This window comes from Paraburkholderia ultramafica, from assembly GCF_902859915.1.
GTDB classification, from domain to species: domain Bacteria; phylum Pseudomonadota; class Gammaproteobacteria; order Burkholderiales; family Burkholderiaceae; genus Paraburkholderia; species Paraburkholderia ultramafica.
In genome coordinates this window covers 137634-157466 of record NZ_CADIKK010000009.1, presented here as the reverse complement: position 1 = coordinate 157466, position 19833 = coordinate 137634, and the positions used below count along the sequence as shown (strand labels likewise).

At 64.4% G+C, this 19833-nt stretch carries 15 protein-coding genes, 1 tRNA gene and 3 riboswitches; of the genes, 5 read left to right on the top strand and 11 right to left on the bottom strand.

All coding sequences use genetic code 11. From position 1 onward, the window contains the following. Positions 1-34: 34 nt before the first annotated feature. Positions 35-1183, top strand: a complete 1149-nt coding sequence (locus tag HV744_RS11985) for a branched-chain amino acid ABC transporter substrate-binding protein (RefSeq protein ID WP_175149705.1) — start codon at positions 35-37, stop codon at positions 1181-1183. A gap of 128 nt (positions 1184-1311) precedes the next feature. Here the strand turns inward: HV744_RS11985 and HV744_RS11980 are convergent, their stop codons facing one another. From HV744_RS11980 to HV744_RS11945, 8 genes are all read right to left on the bottom strand, one after another. Beyond that, positions 1312-3030 (bottom strand): thiamine pyrophosphate-binding protein, encoded by a 1719-nt coding sequence (locus HV744_RS11980; protein ID WP_175149704.1) that lies wholly within the window; start codon positions 3028-3030, stop codon positions 1312-1314. Between the two features lie 224 nt (positions 3031-3254). Further along, the gene (locus tag HV744_RS11975; protein ID WP_175149703.1) at positions 3255-4643 is read right to left on the bottom strand and encodes an L-serine ammonia-lyase; all 1389 of its coding nucleotides are present in this window, start codon (positions 4641-4643) and stop codon (positions 3255-3257) included. 27 nt (positions 4644-4670) lie between these two features. Further along, entirely contained in the window at positions 4671-5801 is a 1131-nt protein-coding gene (locus tag HV744_RS11970; RefSeq protein ID WP_175149702.1) for an alginate lyase family protein, read from the bottom strand. A gap of 136 nt (positions 5802-5937) precedes the next feature. Further along, on the bottom strand, positions 5938-8874 hold the full coding sequence (gene gcvP, locus HV744_RS11965) for an aminomethyl-transferring glycine dehydrogenase (protein ID WP_175149701.1): 2937 nt from the start codon (positions 8872-8874) through the stop codon (positions 5938-5940). Between the two features lie 73 nt (positions 8875-8947). Further along, complete coding sequence (gcvH, locus tag HV744_RS11960) at positions 8948-9328, bottom strand: glycine cleavage system protein GcvH (RefSeq protein WP_175149700.1); 381 nt, start codon at positions 9326-9328, stop codon at positions 8948-8950. A gap of 63 nt (positions 9329-9391) precedes the next feature. Beyond that, complete coding sequence (gene gcvT / locus HV744_RS11955; RefSeq protein ID WP_175149699.1) at positions 9392-10510, bottom strand: glycine cleavage system aminomethyltransferase GcvT; 1119 nt, start codon at positions 10508-10510, stop codon at positions 9392-9394. 80 nt (positions 10511-10590) lie between these two features. Beyond that, positions 10591-10735, bottom strand: a riboswitch (glycine riboswitch). A gap of 35 nt (positions 10736-10770) precedes the next feature. Next, a riboswitch (glycine riboswitch) is annotated at positions 10771-10871 on the bottom strand. A gap of 152 nt (positions 10872-11023) precedes the next feature. Further along, on the bottom strand, positions 11024-11374 hold the full coding sequence (locus HV744_RS11950; RefSeq protein ID WP_175149698.1) for a hypothetical protein: 351 nt from the start codon (positions 11372-11374) through the stop codon (positions 11024-11026). 195 nt (positions 11375-11569) lie between these two features. Then, on the bottom strand, positions 11570-12619 hold the full coding sequence (locus HV744_RS11945) for an oxidoreductase (RefSeq protein WP_175149697.1): 1050 nt from the start codon (positions 12617-12619) through the stop codon (positions 11570-11572). Positions 12620-12966: 347 nt separating this feature from the next. On the opposite strand from HV744_RS11945, the gene HV744_RS11940 reads away from it, so the two are divergent. Further along, the gene (locus tag HV744_RS11940) at positions 12967-15057 is read left to right on the top strand and encodes a UvrD-helicase domain-containing protein (protein ID WP_175149696.1); all 2091 of its coding nucleotides are present in this window, start codon (positions 12967-12969) and stop codon (positions 15055-15057) included. A 173-nt stretch (positions 15058-15230) separates the two neighbouring features. Continuing rightward, entirely contained in the window at positions 15231-15818 is a 588-nt protein-coding gene (locus tag HV744_RS11935) for a hypothetical protein (RefSeq protein WP_175149695.1), read from the top strand. A gap of 106 nt (positions 15819-15924) precedes the next feature. Here HV744_RS11935 and HV744_RS11930 read toward each other — a convergent pair whose 3' ends face one another. Beyond that, positions 15925-16821: a c-type cytochrome gene (locus HV744_RS11930; RefSeq protein ID WP_175149694.1), complete on the bottom strand. Its 897-nt coding sequence runs from the start codon at positions 16819-16821 to the stop codon at positions 15925-15927. Between the two features lie 271 nt (positions 16822-17092). On the opposite strand from HV744_RS11930, the gene HV744_RS11925 reads away from it, so the two are divergent. Both HV744_RS11925 and HV744_RS11920 read left to right on the top strand, forming a co-directional pair. After that, a tRNA-Arg gene (locus HV744_RS11925) sits at positions 17093-17168 on the top strand. A gap of 239 nt (positions 17169-17407) precedes the next feature. Then, positions 17408-17579, top strand: a riboswitch (yybP-ykoY riboswitch). 118 nt (positions 17580-17697) lie between these two features. Further along, positions 17698-18708, top strand: coding sequence for a sodium:calcium antiporter (locus HV744_RS11920; protein ID WP_175149693.1), 1011 nt, complete (start codon positions 17698-17700; stop codon positions 18706-18708). An 83-nt stretch (positions 18709-18791) separates the two neighbouring features. Here the strand turns inward: HV744_RS11920 and HV744_RS11915 are convergent, their stop codons facing one another. Together HV744_RS11915 and HV744_RS11910 are read right to left on the bottom strand one after the other, a co-directional pair. Continuing rightward, the gene (locus HV744_RS11915; RefSeq protein WP_175149692.1) at positions 18792-19220 is read right to left on the bottom strand and encodes a tetratricopeptide repeat protein; all 429 of its coding nucleotides are present in this window, start codon (positions 19218-19220) and stop codon (positions 18792-18794) included. 294 nt (positions 19221-19514) lie between these two features. Next, the gene (locus HV744_RS11910; RefSeq protein ID WP_246279010.1) at positions 19515-19832 is read right to left on the bottom strand and encodes a flagellar protein FliT; all 318 of its coding nucleotides are present in this window, start codon (positions 19830-19832) and stop codon (positions 19515-19517) included. Between the last annotated feature and the right edge of the window lies 1 nt (position 19833).

Genomic DNA, 19833 nt, shown 5'->3' with positions numbered 1-19833 from the left:
TCGCTCCATCTACACCTGGTACCAAGGAGAAGCTATGCAGCACAAGATGAAACAGCTGGCAGGCGCAGCGCTGGTTGCAGCGATGTCGCTGGCGGGGACGGCCCATGCACAATCGACAGAAGACGTAAAGGTGGGTTTCGCCGGTCCGATGACGGGCGCGCAGGCTCACTACGGCAAGGACTTCCAGAACGGCATTACGCTGGCAGTGGAAGAGATGAACGCGACCAAGCCGGTGATCGGCGGCAAGCAGGTTCGCTTCGTGTTGGATGCGGCCGACGACCAGGCTGACCCGCGCACCGGCACAACCGTCGCGCAAAAGCTGGTGGATGACGGCATCAAGGGCATGCTCGGCCACTTCAATTCGGGCACCACGATTCCGGCTTCGCGCATCTATGCGAACGCGGGCATCCCGCAGATCGCCATGGCGACGGCGCCGGAATACACGCAACAAGGCTTCAAGACCACGTTCCGCATGATGACGTCCGATACGCAGCAAGGTTCGGTCGCCGGCACGTTCGCGGTCAAGAACCTCGGCATGAAGAAGATTGCGATCGTCGACGACCGTACGGCTTACGGCCAGGGTCTGGCTGATCAGTTCGAAAAGGCCGCGAAGGCTTCGGGCGCGACGATCGTCGATCGTGAATACACGAACGACAAGGCCGTGGACTTCAAGTCGATCCTGACCAAGCTGAAGTCGGCGAACCCGGACCTGATCTATTACGGCGGCGCGGATTCGCAAGCGGCGCCGATGGTCAAGCAGATGAAGCAACTGGGCGTGAAGGCTCCGTTGATGGGCGGCGAAATGGTTCACACGCCGACCTTCATCAAGCTCGCAGGTGACGCGGCGAACGGCACGGTGGCGTCGCTCGCCGGCCTGCCGCTGGAAGAAATGCCGGGCGGCAAGGACTACGTCGCGAAGTACAAGAAGCGTTTCAACGAAGACGTGCAAACGTACTCGCCGTACGCTTACGACGGCGCAATGGCGATGTTCGCCGCGATGAAGACCGCTAACTCGACCGATCCGGCCAAGTACCTGCCGGTGCTCGCGAAGACCTCGATGCCGGCTGTGACGTCGTCGAACCTCGCGTACGACAGCCGCGGCGATCTGAAGAACGGCGGCATCACGCTGTACAAGGTGGTCGACGGCAAGTGGACGACGCTGCAAAGCGTGGGCGGCAAGTAAGAGGCTATTTGCTGCTTGCGTTGACGTCATAAAAAACCCCGCTTCGGCGGGGTTTTTTTATTGCTGTTTGTTTGTGCTGACGTGGCTTGCTAGCCCACACGCTCAACACATGCCACCCAACTGCCTCACTACTCCCCGCGCAACTTCCTCCCCTGCTCGCGAATCTGCTCCAACGTCGCGCCCGGCGTGCTCGCTTCCTGCGGCATGCGAATCTCGATCAGCGCCGCGCGCTGCGCGTTCATCGCACGTTGCAAGGCAGGCAGAAAATCCTCGGTCCGCTCCACCGTCTCTCCGTGCGCGCCGAACGACCGCGCGAACGCCGCGAAGTCCGGATTCGTGAGCCCGGTGCCATGCACGCGGTTCGGATAATGCCGCTCCTGATGCATCCGGATCGTGCCGAAGTGGCTGTTGTTCACGACGATGAAAAGCACATGAAGATCGTACTGCATTGCCGTTGCCAGTTCCTGCGCGGCCATCATGAAGCAGCCGTCGCCGGCGAGCGCGACGACCGCGCGTTGCGGATACATCGACTTCGCCGCGATCGCCGCCGGCACGCCGTAGCCCATCGCCCCACTCGTCGGCGCGAGTTGCGAGCGATAGTGTCGATACGAGAAATGCCGATGCAGCCACGTCGCGTAATTGCCTGCGCCGTTCGTGAGGATTGCGTCGTCCGGCAGATGCGCACGTAGCTGCTGGATCACCTCGCCCATTTGCACGTCGCCGGGAATCGGGCGAGGTTTGCGCCACTCGAGATACGCGCGGTGCGCGTCTTCCGCCTGACCCGCCCATGCCAGCTTGCCGGCGGACGGCTTTAACGCCGCCAGCAACGCCGCCAGCTCGGGCATGCCGGAGACGATCGGCAGATCCGCGACATACACGCGTCCCAACTCTTCCGCGCCTTGATGCACATGCACGAGCGTCTGCCTGGTCTTCGGAATGTCGAGCAGCGTATAGCCGTTCGTGGTTGCTTCGCCCAGGCGCGGACCAAGCGCGAGCAACAGATCGGCGTCGCGGATACGCTGCGCGAGCGCCGGATTGATGCCGAGGCCGACGTCGCCCGCGTAGTTCGGATGCTCGTTATCGAGCGTGTCCTGGAAGCGGAACGCGAGGCCGACCGGCAGTTGCCAGTTCTCGACGAAGCGCCGCAGGTCCGCGCATGCCGCCGGCGTCCAGCCGCTGCCGCCCGCGATCACCATGGGCCGCTGCGCGCCTTCGAGCAACTGGCGCAGCTTGTCGATCTGCGCGCCGGACGGCGACGCCGCCACGCGCTGATAGGCCGGCACGCCGGCCACGGCTTCGCATTCATCGCTCAACACATCTTCGGGCAGTGACAGCACGACCGGCCCCGGCCGCCCTGAAGTCGCGGTGTGAAACGCATGGCTCAGATATTCGGGAATGCGCTTCGGGTCGTCGATTTGCGCGACCCACTTCGCCATCTGACCGAACATGCGCCGATAGTCGATTTCCTGGAATGCCTCGCGGTCCAGATGCTCGCGTGCGCATTGGCCGATCAGCAGGATCATCGGCGTGGAGTCCTGGAACGCGGTGTGCACGCCGATCGACGCATGTGTCGCGCCCGGTCCGCGTGTGACGAGCGCAACGCCCGGGCGGCCGGTCAGTTTGCCGACCGCTTCCGCCATGTTCGCCGCCGCGGCTTCGTGGCGGCAAACTATGGTCTGGACGCGTTCAGTCTCGTCGTGCAGCGAGTCCAGCACGGCGAGAAAGCTTTCGCCGGGCACACAGAAAACGCGTTCGACACCGTGCGTGAGGAAAGCATCGACGACGAGGCGCGCGCCGGTGGTGCGAGCGGCGTTGGAATCTGAAACGGGAGCATTCGGCAGCGACATTGCGAAGAAGCCTCCAGGCAGTGCATGAGTGCGGTCGGATAGTGCCGCATCGACGGAATGTGGAACGTTGGCCGATGGGCGCTTCGACAGCTTACGCCCAGCGCGCGTCCGCTGTCATGGCGCAGCGCAACTGTCTTGCCGGTGAAGAGAAAGCATGAACAGCGAATGCACCAATGAAAACGCGGGCCGTGGCCCGCGTCGTCATCCGCAATGAAGCACCGTCCTCAACACTCGACGATATTCACCGCCAACCCGCCCCGCGACGTTTCCTTGTACTTGGTCTTCATGTCCGCGCCGGTCTCGCGCATGGTCTTGATCACCGAATCGAGCGACACATAGTGGCTGCCGTCGCCGCGCAACGCCATGCGCGCCGCGTTGACCGCCTTCACCGATGCCATCGCGTTGCGTTCGATGCACGGAATCTGCACCATGCCACCGACCGGATCGCACGTCAGTCCGAGGTTATGCTCCATGCCGATTTCCGCGGCGTTCTCCACCTGCTTCGGCGTGCCGCCCATCACCGCGGCAAGCGCGCCCGCGGCCATCGAGCAGGCCACGCCCACCTCGCCCTGGCAGCCCACTTCGGCACCGGAAATCGACGCGTTCAGCTTGTACAGAATGCCGATTGCCGCCGCCGTCATCAGGAAGTCGATCACGCCTTGCTGGTTCGAGCCCGGCATGAAGCGCGTGTAGTAATGCAGCACGGCCGGAATGATGCCGGCGGCGCCGTTGGTCGGCGCGGTCACGACACGGCCGCCCGCGGCGTTCTCTTCGTTGACGGCGATCGCGTAGAGATTGATCCAGTCGACCATCGACAACGGATCACGCAGCGCGAGCTCAGGATTGCCGGTCAGCGCGCGATACAACTGCGGCGCGCGACGCTTCACCTGGAAGGGCCCAGGCAAGTGACCGTCGGCATCCGGATTGTTGATGCCGCACCCGCGCGCCACGCACGACTGCATCACGTCCCAGATTTTCAGCAAGCCGGCGCGCGTCTCTTCTTCGGTATGCCAGACGCGCTCGTTTTCCCACATCAACTGAGCGATGCTCTTGCCGGTCGATTCACACAGCGCGAGCAACTCGTTGCCGGTGCGAAACGGGTGCGGCAGTTGATCGACGGCGCTCAGCACCTTCGTGTTCGGCGCGCCGGCTGTCACCACAAAGCCGCCGCCCACCGACAGATAGGTCGACTCGCGCAACGTCTCGCCTTGCGCGTCGAACGCGCGCAGCTTCAGGCCGTTCGGATGCTCGGGCAGCGCCTGCCGGTAAAACGAAATGTGATCCTTCTGCACGAACGGCACCTCGTGTGTGCCGAGTAGCGCCAGCTTGCGCGACACCCGCACCGCTTCGAGCCGCTGCACGATCGTGTCCGGGTCGACCGTGTCGGGCGCATCGCCCATCAAGCCGAGCATCACGCCGCGATCCGTGCCGTGCCCCTTGCCTGTCGCGCCGAGCGATCCGTACAGATCCACTTTCACCGATGCGGTCGCATCCAGCAGCCCGTCGCGTTCAAGCCCTTGAGCGAACATCAGCGCCGCGCGCATCGGCCCGACCGTATGCGAACTGGACGGACCAATGCCGATTTTGAAGAGATCGAACACACTGACTGCCATTGACTGCTCCCTGCTGATTAGTAGATTTTAGCGCGCCGGCAGCGGCAAACACACGGCGAGCCACGCGGGCGGCGTCGGTGCGAGCTGCAGCGCGATCGGCGTAAAGCGTCCGTCGAGACGCGCCGCCAGATGAAACAGTTCCGTCGCGTTCTTCGGGTCCCATTGACCCGAGTAGCCGGGCAAGCCGGCCTCGCGACGTTTCGCGTCGAATGCGACGTTCGAATGCACGAATTCTTCATGCGTCTGACTGCCGGTCGCGTACGGTGCAAGCCAGTTGAGCGCGGCCAGCAGCGTGGCGCCGTTGGCGCCCTTCTCCTGCAGCCAGTTGCGGTTGTGGCGGCGCGCGGCGAGCGCGGCCATCACGAGCGGCTGCAGATCGTAGGTGACGTAATGCAGCGCGTCGCGTTCGCTGAAGTCGATGGTCGAGCCATCCGGCGCGATGTTGTCGCCGATATGCTCGACGAACAGACGCTGCGCCGCGTTGATCATCTTGCGGTTATCGAGCGTGAACGCGGCCATCGCGATCAGCTTGATACGGTGGCTCTGCCAATTGTTGCGGAACGTGCCCTTCAGCGGTCGCGGCTGCGCGTCGATCTGCGCGATGTAGCCGTTCGCGAACCTGGTCAGAAACGCCATCGCCGCATTGCGCGTCTTCACGGGCAACGCGCTCGCCGTCATGTCGTAGGCGAGGATCAGCCCTTCAAAACGGGTTTCGTCGATCGGATTGAAACTCGGCTGATAAGTCGTGACCCACGCGTACAGCAAGCGGTCGACGAGCTTCAGAAAACGGTCGTCGCTGGTCGCGCGCCACGCGAGCGCGGCGTCGCGCAGCAGATCGAGATCTTTCTCCGCTTCGACGCTTTGATCGTAGATGTCCTCGTGCGGTAACGTGCCCTCGGTGTGCAGCCTCGCGAGCGCATGCGGCGCTTCGTTCAGATGCGCCTGCACATTGCTGACGAGCGCCTTCACGCCGGGATCGGCGTTGGTGCGCTCGCTGGTTTGCAACGCGGGCGCCGCACAGAAATTCATCGCGGCCTGCGCCTGCCGCAGCGGCAGCAGCGCGGCTGCGCCAGCCAGCAGCAGCGCGCAAGTTTGTCGCCATGTGCGGGCTCGCCTTGCTTCGGCCCGGCTTTGCATCGATCGCACCTTTCGCGCCATGCGAAACTCCTCGTTAGGCTGATTCGGTGTGTGATGTTAGCCGTTTGCGGCCATCAGCGACAGGAGTGCGGACAGAGCCGCGCGCACCGCCCTGCTGCCTGTGCCAGACAGCGGGCGATGCGCGGCGCGGCCATGCTTACTCGTAGTCGGCGATCGGCACGCAGGAGCAGAACAGATTGCGGTCGCCGTACACGTTGTCCGCCCGGCCGACCGGCGGCCAGTACTTCTTCGCGATCAACGTCGGCAGCGGATACGCGGCGGTTTCGCGCGCATATGCATGTTTCCAGTCGTCGGCGATCACAACCGCCGCAGTGTGCGGCGCGTGCTTCAGCGGATTGTCCTCGCGGTCCGAGCGGCCTTCTTCGACGGCGCGGATTTCGTTGCGGATCGCGATCATCGCTTCGATGAAACGGTCGAGTTCTTCCTTCGACTCCGATTCGGTCGGCTCGACCATCAGCGTGCCCGGCACCGGGAAGCTCATCGTCGGCGCGTGGAAGCCGTAGTCGGCGAGGCGCTTGGCGACGTCGTCGACGGTGATGCCGCTGGTGTCCTTGAGCGGGCGCAGATCGAGAATGCACTCGTGCGCGACCAGTCCGCCCGGGCCCGAATACAGCACCGGATAGTGCGGCGCGAGTTTGTTCGCGACGTAGTTCGCGTTGAGGATCGCGGTTTCGGTGGCGGCGGTCAGGTTCTTCGCGCCCATCATCGCGATGTACATCCACGAGATCGGCAGGATCGACGCGGAGCCGTACGGAGCGCCCGACACCGCGCCGATGCCGTTCGGCGCGCGTTCATAGCCCGACGAGATCTGGTTCGGCAGGAACTGCGCGAGGTGCGCGCCGACCGCGACCGGACCGACGCCCGGTCCGCCGCCGCCGTGCGGAATGCAGAAAGTCTTGTGCAGGTTCAGGTGCGAAACGTCGCCGCCGAACTGGCCCGGCGCGGTCAGGCCGACCATCGCGTTCATGTTCGCGCCGTCCACATAGACCTGGCCGCCGTGCGCGTGCACGATCTCGCAGATTTCGCGGACGTTCTGCTCGAACACGCCGTGCGTGGACGGATACGTGATCATGATCGCCGCGAGCTTGTCGGCGTGCTGCGCGGCCTTCTTCTGCAGGTCTTCGATATCGACGTTGCCTTGCGCGTCGCACGCGACCACCACGACCTGCATGCCGGCCATCTGCGCCGACGCCGGGTTCGTGCCGTGCGCCGAAGCGGGAATCAGGCAGACGTTGCGATGCGCTTCGCCGCGCGACGCGTGATAAGCGTGGATGATCAACAGACCCGCGTACTCGCCTTGCGAGCCGGCATTCGGTTGCAGCGACACGGCGGCGTAGCCGGTTGCGGCGACCAGCATCGCTTCGAGCTGATCGATCATTTCGCGGTAGCCGACGGTTTGCTCAGCCGGCGCGAACGGATGGATCTGGCCGAATTCGGGCCACGTGACCGGCAGCATTTCCGACGTCGCGTTCAGCTTCATCGTGCACGAGCCGAGCGGGATCATCGAACGGTCGAGCGCCAGATCCTTGTCCGACAGGCTGCGCAGATAGCGCAGCATTTCCGTTTCCGAATGGTGACGGTTGAACACGTGGTGCGTGAGGTACGCGCTGGTGCGCTCGAGCCCGGCCGGCACCGATGCGGTGTTCGACGCAGCCATCGCGGCGTCGAGCGCGTCGACTTGCGGCACGTCGCTGGCGAAAGCCGCTTGCGCGAACACGGCGAGCAGATCGGCCAGATCGTGGCGCGTGGTGGTTTCGTCGATCGACAGGCCCACTTGCGTGGCGCTCACGCGCCGCAAGTTGATGCGCTTCGCGGTCGCCGCGTCGAGCAGCGCCTGCGTGCGCGCGCCGGTGTCGAACGTGAGCGTGTCGAAGAAGGTTTCGTTGACAAGCTTGTAGCCGAGTTGCTTCGCGCCTTCGGCGAGCAACGCGGCGATGCGGTTCACGCGCAGCGCGATCGTCTTCAGGCCGTGCGGCCCGTGATACACCGCGTACATGCTGGCCATGATCGCGAGCAGCGCCTGCGCGGTACACACGTTCGAGGTCGCCTTCTCGCGGCGGATATGCTGTTCGCGCGTTTGCAGCGCGAGACGCAGTGCGGGATTGCCTTGCGCATCGACGGTCACGCCGACCAGACGGCCCGGCATCTGACGCTTGAATTCGTCGCGCACTGCGAGGTAAGCGGCATGCGGGCCGCCGAAGCCGACCGGCACACCGAAGCGCTGCGTGTTGCCGACGGCCACGTCCGCGCCCCATTCGCCCGGCGGCGTGAGCACGGTCAGCGCGAGCAGATCGGCGGCGACCACCACGTGGCCGCCCGCCGCGTGGATCGCTTCGGTCAGCGCGCGGTAGTCGCGCACGTCGCCATTCACACCCGGGTATTGCAGCAGCACGCCGAACGCGTTCGCGGTGGGGGCTTCAGCGGCGGGGCCCACTTTTACTTCGATGCCGACCGGCGTCGCGCGCGTCTTCACCACTTCGATGGTTTGCGGCAACACGTCGTCGGCGACGAAGAACACGTTCGACTTCGGCTTGCCCACGCGTTGCAGCAGCGTCATCGCTTCGGCGGCGGCGGTGGCTTCGTCGAGCAGCGACGCGTTCGAGATCGCCAGACCGGTCAGGTCGACGATCATTTGCTGGAAGTTCAGCAGCGCTTCCAGACGACCTTGCGAGATTTCCGGCTGATACGGCGTGTACGCGGTGTACCACGCCGGATTTTCCAACACGTTACGCAGGATCACCGTCGGCGTGTGCGCGTTGTAGTAGCCCTGCCCGATGTACGAGCGGAACACCTGGTTCTTGTCCGCGAGCTCGCGCAGCGCGGCGAGCGCTTCGGCTTCGCTCTTCGGTTGCGCGAAGGGGCCGAGCGGCAGCGTTTCGGTGCGGCGGATCGTCTTCGGAATGACGGCGTCGATCAGCGCGGCGCGCGAGGCGAAGCCGAGGGCTTCGAGCATCGCTTGCTGGTCGGCCGAATCCGGGCCGATGTGCCGTTCGGCGAAGGCGTCATGCACTTCGAGCGCGGCGAGCGAGAGAGGAGTGCGGTTCATCAGACGATCCGGGTGTTCGAGCTTCATGGGTGTTCCTGGCGGTGCGGCTGTCCTTTCGAGAGGAACGCGCCGCACCTGACGGGTTAAACGTAAAGGTGAATCAGGCGCCGATCGACTTGGTGTACGCGTCGGCGTCGATCAGGCGGTCCCGCGATGCGTCGGCAGCGGGCTTGATCTTGAAGAGCCAGCTTTCGTACGGTGTGGTATTAACCGAATCGGGCGTATCGGCCACGGCCGTGTTCGCTTCGATGATCTCGCCCGAGACCGGCGCGTAGATATCGGAAGCGGCTTTCACCGATTCGATCACGGCGACGGTGTCGCCGGCGTTCACGGTCTTGCCCAGTTCCTGGACTTCGAAGAAGACGATGTCGCCGAGCGCTTCCTGCGCGTGGTCGGTGATGCCGACCGTCAGCGTGCCGTCCGTTTCGGTGCGGACCCATTCGTGCGATTCGGTGTATTTCAGATCGGCCGGGATGCTCATCGGATGCTCCTATGCGGTGTGATTCGGTATTAGCTTAAAAAGGGAGACGCGCGCGCCGGCTGCTTAAACCGCCAGCACTTTTCCGTTGCGCACGAACGGCAGTTTTACCACGCTTGCGGGCACGGCCTTGTCGCGAATCTGAACGTGAACGGTGTCGCCCGGCTGCACGCCCTTCGGCACGCGCGCGAAGGCGATCGACTCCTGCATCGTCGGGGAAAAAGTGCCGCTGGTGATTTCGCCTTCGCCGTGCGGCGTAACGACTTTCTGATGGGCCCGCAGCACGCCCGCCGCCTTGCCGTTTTCCTTCAGCAGGATCAGGCCGACGAACGCCGCCTGCGAGCCGTCGGCTTCCAGCCTGGCCTTGCCGACGAAGTCGCGCGGCGAGGTGAGGTCGACGGTCCATGCGAGGCCGGCGTCGAGCGGTGAGACGTTGTCGTCCATGTCCTGGCCGTACAGGTTCATGCCGGCTTCGAGGCGCAGCGTGTCGCGCGCGCCGAGGCCGGCCGGGCGCACACCTTGCGCGTGCAGTGCGTTCCACAGTGCCTGAACGTGATCGGCCGGGACGATGATTTCGAAGCCGTCTTCGCCGGTGTAGCCGGTGCGGGCGACGGTCAATTCGCCGAACGGCGTGTCTTCGATGCGTGCGGCGTTGAACGGCTTGAGCGCTTCAGTGGCGGCGCGTGCGGCCGGCACCGTTTGCCAGACTTTTTCGCGCGCGTTCGGGCCTTGCACGGCGACGATCGCGAAGTCGCGGCGCGGCGTGATGGTCAGGCCGAAGCCGCCCTCGGCGTTGAGCTGGCCGAACCAGGCGATGTCTTTGTCGGCGGTGCCGGCGTTGACGACCACGCGGAAGTGCTGTTCGCCGAAGTAATAGACGATCAGATCGTCGATCACGCCGCCGTTCGGGTTCAGCAGGCAGGAGTAGAGCGCGCGGCCCGGCGTTTGCAGCTTGGCGACATTGTTGGCCAGCGCGTATTCGAAGAACGCGCGCACGCGCTCGCCGGTGAAATCGACGACGCACATGTGCGAGACGTCGAACATGCCGGCGTCGGTACGCACGGCGCGATGTTCCTCGATCTGCGAGCCGTAGTTGACGGGCATGTCCCAGCCGCCGAAATCGACCATGCGGGCGTTGAGCGCACGGTGGGTGGCGTTGAGCGGGGTGTGTTTGAGTTCGGTCATGGGGCCTCGGGCATCTCGCGAAACAAAAAAGGCCATGCGGCGCTACGCCTCGCGGCAAGGTGCCTGCGAGCGTGGTTCTGCATGACCCCTCTGTCCTCGATACCTGAGAGATTGCGCTGCCGCGAGAACCTGGATTCGTCACGGCGAAACGCGCGCCCCTTCGGTGGGCAGCCTGCCTGAACCTGCGTTTGCAGATGGCTACTGCCGCTCTCCAGAGTGCGAAAAACCGCTGCCTCGATGTTGCGTTGACGCGGGGTTTTTCGACGCGGTCGGTCCTTTTGCCTGAGAGTTTGCGGGTGTGCCCCTTCGGCGGCGCGGCCTGCGATATTCAGCGGCCAGCGCGCTCTCCCGACGCGTGCGGCGAATGTACGCGACGGCCGGGGGCTTGTCAAATAAAGGCCCCCGACCGGCATGGCGGCTGGCACAGCGCGTCGCCGTCGGCAAAAAAAGCGCGGGATGTGATGTCCGCGCTCGCGCTGCTCCGGTGACGGAAAAGGCGGGAAGCGGCGGCGCTTACTCGCCGATCGCGTGCGCCGCGCTGTCCAGTTCCTGATTCAGCACGCGCTGTTCGTCGGCGGTGAGGCCGCCGGCGTGTTGCGCGGCCATGTCATGCGCCTCCTGGCGGATCACGTCCAGCCGATGGTGCAGGGCGGCGCCTTGCGCAGGCGGATAGTCGCCCTGATTCACACGCTTGTCGATCCGGCGGCCGAGATTGTCGATCCGGCCGTCGACCTGATGCAGACGCTGATCCGCGATCTGCTGCGGGTTGGGGCGCGGCGCCGGCGCGGGCGGGGGCGTCGCCACGCAGGCGGCGAGAGAACTGAGCACGGCGCAGGCGGCCATTGCGCGGATGGTACGAGGCATGGACTCTCCGGAAGTCGTTGTCGTTGATGGTGCTACTCGCGTAGCAACGGATGATCGCGGGTGCGCGCTGACCGGGGAGGCGGGCAGAGTTGTAACGCTATGTTCCTTTCGGGGACGTCAGGCTGATGCCTGCGCGGCGCGGGTGGCAAGTGCGGTTTTAGGTACACAAGCCACCGCGTCGCGCAGTTGAAGCACTCAGCGAATGCGCTCGAACGGCAGGCGCACGCCTTCTTCCGAGCTGCGCGCAGCAAGCTCGATGATGGTCATGACGTCAACGGCATCTTGCGGTTTGACCGGGAACGCGATGCCGTTCTGGATGGCGTCGGCCACCGCGATATAGAACCCGACGTAGTCTCCATCGCGCGTCGGCACCTCGCGCTCGACTTCCTGATCGCCTTCCAGCACGCGCAGCACACCCGCGGTATTGCCGGCGCCGAAGCCTTCATCGCCCGGCCGCAGACCGGCTTTCAACTGATCTTCCTGCGTGTCGAGCCCGTGTTTCACATAGCTGCCGCGCGTGCCGTGGATCGCAAACCGCGGCGCGACCAGGGCCGTCAACGCGCTGGCGTGCAATACCACCTCGAACTCGCCGTAGCCGAGCTGAATATGCACATAGTCCGGCGCGCTGGCCTGGTCGCGATGCGTGCGCACCGTCGCCGACACGGTCTGCGGCGCGCCGAACAGCGCCAGCGCCTGGTCGATCAGATGCGGGCCGAGATCGAACAGCAAGCCGCCGCCGCGCGACACCTCTTCGCGCCAACGCTGCCGCACTTCCGGCCGGAAGCGGTCGAAATGCGATTCGAATTGCGTGACGCGCCCCAACTCCACGCGAGCGAGCAGATCGCGCACGGTCAGAAAATCGCCGTCCCAGCGACGGTTGTGAAAGGGCATGAACAGCTTGCCCCGGGCGAGCGCGATGTTGGCAAGCGTGTGGGCGTCGGCGGCGCTCAGCGTGACCGGCTTGTCGACCACCACGTGCTTGCCAGCTTCCAGCGTGCGGCGCGCGAGGTCGAAGTGTGTGTCGTTGGGCGTCGCGATCACGACGCAGTCGATGTCTTCGAGCGCCAGCAGCGCGTCGAGATCGGCTACGACTTTCGCGTGCGGATAGTCGGCCAGCGCGCGCTCGGGCTGACTCGTCGCGATGGCGGCGACGTTGGCGCGCCCGCAATGTGCGATCACCGGCGCATGAAAGGTCGCGCCAGCAAAACCGTAACCCATCAATCCAATCTTCAGCGATGCGGACATGCGTGTCTTCCTGCAAAAAACGGCGCGCCGCTTTGCCACCGCGGCGATGGCGCGCAACACCGTGATTGTGGCATGTCCTGAAGGCGGGCCGTCAGCGTCGTCGCAGCGACTCGTCGTGGGGTCGGCGCGGGCGTTCGTCGAGGTCATCCGCCGAAGTCATCCGTCGAGGTCATCCGTGTTAACATCGCCCCTCTCGCGCGAATCGCGGCGGCCCGGAACACCTGCGCACCCTGCGCGGCGTCCGTTCCAGCCGGCGGCGCGCAGCATGCCCCCGGGCCAACGGCTGGCGATTTCGCGCCGACGCGCCCTCAACCGCCGCTTTCAACCGCATTACCCATCCACAGACGATGTCCGCAGGCCTGAACCCCGCTCAAAATGAAGCGGTCCGTTATCTTGACGGTCCGTGTCTCGTGCTCGCTGGCGCAGGCAGCGGCAAGACGCGCGTGATCACGCAGAAAATCGCGCACCTGATCGAAGCCAAAGGCTTCGAGCCGCGCCACATCGCCGCCGTCACGTTCACGAACAAGGCCGCGGCGGAAATGCGCGAGCGCGTCGGCAAGCTGCTCGAAGGCAAGACGCTCACCACGCCCGGCAAGGAAGGCCGCAAAGTGCCCGTCAATCAGTTGACGGTCTGCACGTTCCACTCGCTCGGCGTGCAGATTCTGCGGCAAGAGGCGGAACACGTCGGCCTGAAGCCGCAGTTCTCGATCATGGATTCGGACGATTGCTTCGGCATGATCCAGGAGCAGGTCGGCTCGACGGACAAGGGCTTCATCCGCAAGATCCAGTCGATCATCTCGCTGTGGAAGAACGGCCTGATCATGCCCGAAGAAGCGATCGCGATCGCCGCGAACGAGGACGAGCATCAGGCGGCGATTGTCTACCGCAACTACGTGGCGACGCTGCACGCGTATCAGGCAGTCGATTTCGACGATCTGATCCGCCTGCCCGCCGAACTCTTCGCGAAGAACGAGCAGGTGCGTGAACGCTGGCAGAACAAGCTGCGCTATCTGCTGATCGACGAGTACCAGGACACCAACGCGTGCCAGTACGAACTGGTGAAGCTGCTGGCCGGCAAGCGCGCGGCGTTCACGGCGGTCGGCGATGACGACCAGGCGATCTATGGCTGGCGCGGCGCGACGCTCGAAAATCTCGGGCAGCTCAGCAAGGATTTTCCGAAGCTGCATCTGATCAAGCTGGAACAGAATTACCGCTCGACGGTGCGCATTCTGACCGCCGCGAACAACGTGATCGCGAACAACCCGAAGCTGTTCGAAAAGAAGCTGTGGTCCGAACACGGCATGGGCGACACGATCACCGTCACGCCTTGCAACGACGAAGAGCATGAGGCCGAGTCCGTGGTGTTCCGCCTGTCCGCGCACAAGTTCGAGCGGCGCGCGAATTTCCGCGACTACGCGATCCTGTATCGCGGCAACTTTCAGGCGCGCATCTTCGAGCAGGTGCTGCGTCGCGAGCGGATTCCGTACGTGCTGTCCGGCGGCCAGTCGTTCTTCGACAAAGCCGAGATCAAGGACATCTGCGCGTATCTGCGCCTGATCGCCAACGCGAACGACGACCCCGCGTTCATCCGCGCGATCACCACGCCGCGCCGCGGCGTCGGCAATACGACGCTCGAAGCGCTCGGCTCGTTCGCGGGTCAGGCCAAGGTGTCGCTGTTCGAAGCGGTGTACATGGGCGGCATCGAAGCGCGCCTGTCGCCGCGCCAGATCGAACCGATGCGCGTGTTCTGCGATTTCATGCAGCGCCTCACCGATCGCGCGGAGAAGGACGCGGCCGGCCCGCTGCTCGACGAACTGATGGACGCGATCCACTACGAAGCGTACCTGTACGACGCATTCGACGAACGTCAGGCGCAGGCCAAATGGCAGAACGTGCTGGAGTTCGTGGAATGGCTCAAGCGCAAAGGTACCAAGGCTGAGCCAGAGGGCGCCGCCAATAGCGAAGCGACCGGCTACGACACCGCCGACGGTTTCGGCGACACCGGCAAGAACCTGCTCGGCCTGATCCAGACCGTCGCGCTGATGTCGATGCTCGAAGGCCGCGAGGAAGATCCCGATGCGGTGCGGCTCTCGACGGTGCATGCGTCGAAGGGGCTGGAGTATCCGCACGTGTTTCTGGTGGGCGTCGAAGAAGGCATCATGCCGCATCGCGGCGGCCCCGACGATGAGCCGATCGACGACGCGCGCATCGAGGAAGAACGCCGTCTGATGTACGTCGCGATTACGCGTGCGCAGCGCAGCCTGCATCTGAACTGGTGCAAGAAGCGCAAGCGCGCGAGAGAGACGGTGGTGTGCGAGCCGTCGCGCTTCATTCCCGAAATGCTGCTCGACGACGCTCCGTCGCCGACGCCCGAAGAAGCGCCGATGTCGCCGAAAGACCGGCTCGCGAGTTTGAAGGCGTTGTTGCAGAAGCCTTGAGCGGTGCGGAGGACGGCGGGGCGGGCGCGTTTGGTTTCCGCTCCCGTTCCCGTTCTGTTCGTTCGCAAGACCCTGGGGATGGCAGGTGCTTCGGCGGTTGGTCCGCAGGCTTCAGCTAGACTGGCGCGGCTCGTTGACCGAATGTCGACGGGCGTTAATGGGAGACCGCTCGCATGACCCTGCCACCGCTCGCGCCCTATCGCCGCGCACTCGAAACCTATATCGACGCGAAAGACAACACATGCGCTCGACGCATCGCCGAAGCCTTCGCTGCGGACGCGGTGCTCACCATTTCGCTAGCGACGCAGGCGATCGCGTTTCCGGCGCGCACCGTCGGTGCCGATGCGGTTGCGAAAACGCTCGTCACCGATTTCGGCGCCCAGTACGCGCGTTGCCGGACCTATTACGTGTGCGATTCGCTCGAGGTACACGGCGGCGTGATCGACGCGCTGCCCTGGCTGGTGGTGATGCGCGAATCTGCCAGCGGCGCATTGCGCGTCGGCCACCGCGTCTATCGATGGACCTTCGACCAGACGCCGGCCGTTACGGGTTTCGACATCCACATCGCCCGCATGGACGTCGTGCCTGATGCCGACGGCGCATTGCTCGAAGCATTGCAAGCGGGCCTGGACTATCCGTGGCTCACACCCGCCGCGTTGCACGCGCATTTCAACGTGCTCGCTCGCAGCACACCGGCGTTGGCTTTTGTCGACGCGTTCAGCCATCCCGCGTGCGCACCGGACTCTCTCCATTCAGCCTGACGCGTCAACGCAAAACGCATCGCGCATAAAAAATCCCTGCACAGCGACGACGCGTGCAGGGATTTTTCGTTCTGCGGCCAACGCCGCAAGCGGTCTGCCAAACGCCTTACTTCACCGCGCTGACCATATAGTCGACGGCGGCCTTGACGTCGGCGTCGGACGCAGTCGAACCGCCCTTCGCAGGCATCGCGCCCTTGCCGTGCAGCGCGTAGTTATAGACGGTGTCCATCGGCTCTTTCAGACGCGGTGCCCAGGCTTCCTTGTCGCCGAGCTTCGGTGCATTCAGCACGCCGGCTGCGTGACAGGCCTGGCAAACCTGCTGATACAACGCCTTGCCCGCCTGCGACGCGTCCGCGCTTTGCGCGGCACCTGCTGCCGGCGCTGCGGCTTGCGGCACGCTGGCCATGGCCGCCATTGCCGCGGCGGCCTGGGCCGCGCCCGCGTCCGAAGCGCCCGCCGGCGCAGCCGCCGCCGCACCGGAGGCTGCTGCCGCACCCGCTGTCGGCTGCGCCGGTTCGGGGAAGCTTGCGCCGGAGTTGTTCGCCATATAGGCCACGGCGCGGGCGATTTCGAAGTCGCTGTAGTCGTCCGCACTGGTGCCGCCGCGCGGCGGCATCGCGCCTTTGCCGGCGAGCGCCGTGTGTAGCAGCGTGTCGAAGCCCTGCGCGATGCGCGGTGCCCAGTCGGCGGTATTGGTGAATTTCGGCGCGCCTGCCGTACCCGACGCGTGACACGCGGAGCACACGGCCTTGTAGACTTCTTCGCCGCTCTTGAAGACGCGCGGCGCGTTGGCGTCGCGAATTTCGACCTGGGCTAGCGGCTTGATGCGGGCGGTGACTTCGGCTTCGGAGAGAGAATCGGTGCCGGCGCCGGTGCGAGTCGAATTATCGACGTAGACCGCCAGCAGAACGATGATGACGATCGGCACAGCAAACCCGGCGATGATCGCGGCGACGAGCTGTGCTGGGGTTTTGATCGGGGCTCCGTGTGGTGCTTCGCTCATGCTTGTCTCGTCTCCGTGGGTATGTGAGCGGTACAGAGTGACGGCAACTTCTTGTTCTATATCAGGCACGGACGATTATAGACGCAAGATTTCGACGGCGGCGAGGGCGGCGGGGTGTTCAGCAGGCGTTTACCCGGAGCGGGAGGGGTGGCCGGAAGGTTGCGAATCTTCCTATATCGGCCGTCCGGTGGACGGTATGGCCGAAACCGGGTATCCTTTCGGTCTCGCTTTGGCGTCGCATCCGTTCTGGTTGCCGCGCTTTCGTGTTGAAGCGCCCGTAGCTCAATGGATAGAGTACTGCCCTCCGAAGGCAGGGGTTGCTGGTTCGATCCCAGCCGGGCGCGCCAAATCTGGCCAGGTTTCAGCGCGATTTTCTCCTCCACCAGTCTTACCCTTCAGTCCGCAAGAAGCGCATCCCGCAGACCACGACCACGCTATGCACGCGCCGCGTGCAGCGCGTCGCACAAGCCATCGAAAGTGGGATGCGCCCAGCGATCCACCACGCCATCCAGCAGTCCCAGCCGCTCACCGATCCGACCATCGGGGCCCGTGGAAGCTTGTTGAAAGCCACGCATGCCGTTAGAATCCCCCGGTCACTGGGGAGTAGCCTTCCTTCATTCTTTGAAGGAGAGCGCGTCAACATACTTGACCTGCGGGTCATGGCGCGTTCGACCGGGTCGGTTTGGCGAGACCATTGACGTACTGCCTCGTTTTGGTCGGACGGGTGGCGGTGCGTCATGGGTTCGTCACGTACGTCCGACCGCGGAGTTGTCCTGTGAAACACTGTAGCGCCCTGTCAGTCCCCCCGCATGTGTTTGCGTTGGCCCGCCGTCCGGCGAGTGGCCATGCTCTCCCTTCGTGCGCCGGGAGCCGCGCATGACCGGTCTGCTCTTCGAACTCGCCATCATGCTGGTCGTCATTCTGGTGGCGGCCGAACTCTTCACCAATGCGCTGGAACATCTCGGCGAACGTCTGAAAATCTCCGAAGGCGTGACAGGCTCGCTGTTCGCAGCGGTGGGCACGGCACTGCCCGAAACGCTCGTGCCCTTGCTCGCCATTGCAGGCGGCACGACCGACAGCGCGGTCAATCAGGAGATCGGCGTCGGCGCAATTCTCGGCGCGCCGCTGATGCTCTCCACCCTGTCCACCTTTCTGATGACGCTCGCCATTCTTCGCGCCCGCGGAGTCAAAGGCTGGGTCGCGCCGGAGCGGACAGGCTTCACGCGCGATCTCAACTATTTCCTGTGCGCGTTCGTGCTGGCGGCTGCGGCGATGTACGTGCCGCACGAGCAGATGATCGTGCGCGCGCTGTTCAGCGTGGCGCTGGTGGGCGTGTACATCACCTACGTGGTGATGACGTTCCGCGCGTCGAGTCAGCTCGTCGACGCGGGCCACGGCACGGAAGCGCCGGGCAAGATGCTGCTCTCGCGGCTCGGCGTGCCGACCAATCTCGCGACCATCGTGCTGCAACTGGTGTTAGCCGTTGCATTGCTGGTGTGGGGCGCTGAAGGCTTCATCCATGGCGTGCGCGGGGTCTCGCAGGTGCTCGGCGTTTCGCCGCTGCTGCTCTCGTTGCTGATCATTCCGATCGCGACCGAATTGCCCGAGAAGGTCAACAGCATTCTGTGGATTCGCCGTGGCAAGGACACGCTCGCGTTCGGCAATATCACCGGCGCGATGGTGTTCCAGGGCACCCTGCTGCCCGCCATCGGGATTCTGCTGACGCCGTGGGTGCCGCGCATCGAAGTCGTGACCGGCATCGTCATCACGCTGGCCGCCGCCGCGTGGCTGCGGATCAACGTGCGCGAGCGTGGCGTGCCGGTGTGGGCGTTGCTGATGTGCGGCGTATTGTATGGCACCTATCTGGCGGTGACGCTGACGCGCTGAGTGAACCTCAACGTGAGCCGCCCGACGACAACGGACGGCAAAGCGAAGGCCGCGTGAAAGCGGCCGCGGGCGAAGCGTGCGTTTCAGGCGGAGAGGGATCCACCCGATGCCAACCTGTGGGCTAGCACATCGAAAGCCGGTCCCGTGAGGCCGCGTTGTTGCGTTGCCTCCAGCATGATTCGCGCGGCGTTCAGTTCGCCAGCCTGACTCAACGCATCGATATAGCTCACCCAGTACTCCGCTTTACCGGGCTGCGAGCCGATGACAATTTCGAAGCAGGAGATCGCAGCCTCGGGCTGTTGCCGCTGAACAGACAGCGTGCCCAGGTTGTAGTTCGCTTCGAGGTGGTGGGGGCGGACGTCGAGGATGATGCGAAAGAGTCTTTCCGCCTCGTCCAGATTACCATTCCGATGCTCGGCGACCGCGCTTTGAAGGACCATCTGCACGTCTTCCTCGAATTGCTCCTCAGGTGTGCGAGTCGAGTTTGCGAGGGGCGGTGACGCATGGGTCATGATGGTGCGCTATAAGTGTCGATGATGTGAGAAGTATGTGGCTATTCACGCGTCCTCGAACGGACGAGATGAAGGCGAAAGAACTTTCTGTTCATTGGATCGCTGGCGACGTGGCGCAGCCGTGTTCGCGCGAGTGCGCTGTGTGCTTGAGCGGGGGGGTGAGTGTTGCGCCGATTACAGCGCTGGCAGGCGCATCAAACAAAAATGCCCGCACGGAGCGGGCATGAGGCGAACGAGTACGCCGTGTTCCGGCGTAGCTATTGTTGTTGTTATTCGATGGACCGCGCGGAGCAATCAGAGCATCGCGATGCGGTGATATTCCTTCGTGGCGTTCGTGCGGCTCATCGCCACACGATATTCAGTTTGCAACTCGTCCTTGCCGATTGCCGCCATCGTGAGCACTGATTCGTTGATGGCCTGAATACGGCGTGCGATGTCTCGCGTCTCGTCATCCGCGTCCGCTGTCAGCAACATCAGCAATGGCGAGCGCTCTTCGCCCAGTCGGGCTGCCTCGAGCCAGTCGGCTTCCAGTGCCGCCCGCTCGATCGATAGGGACAGGGTAAGCAGGCTTGCGGCCAGTTCACGCGAGTTCATCTCGATTCCTCCCTTCATT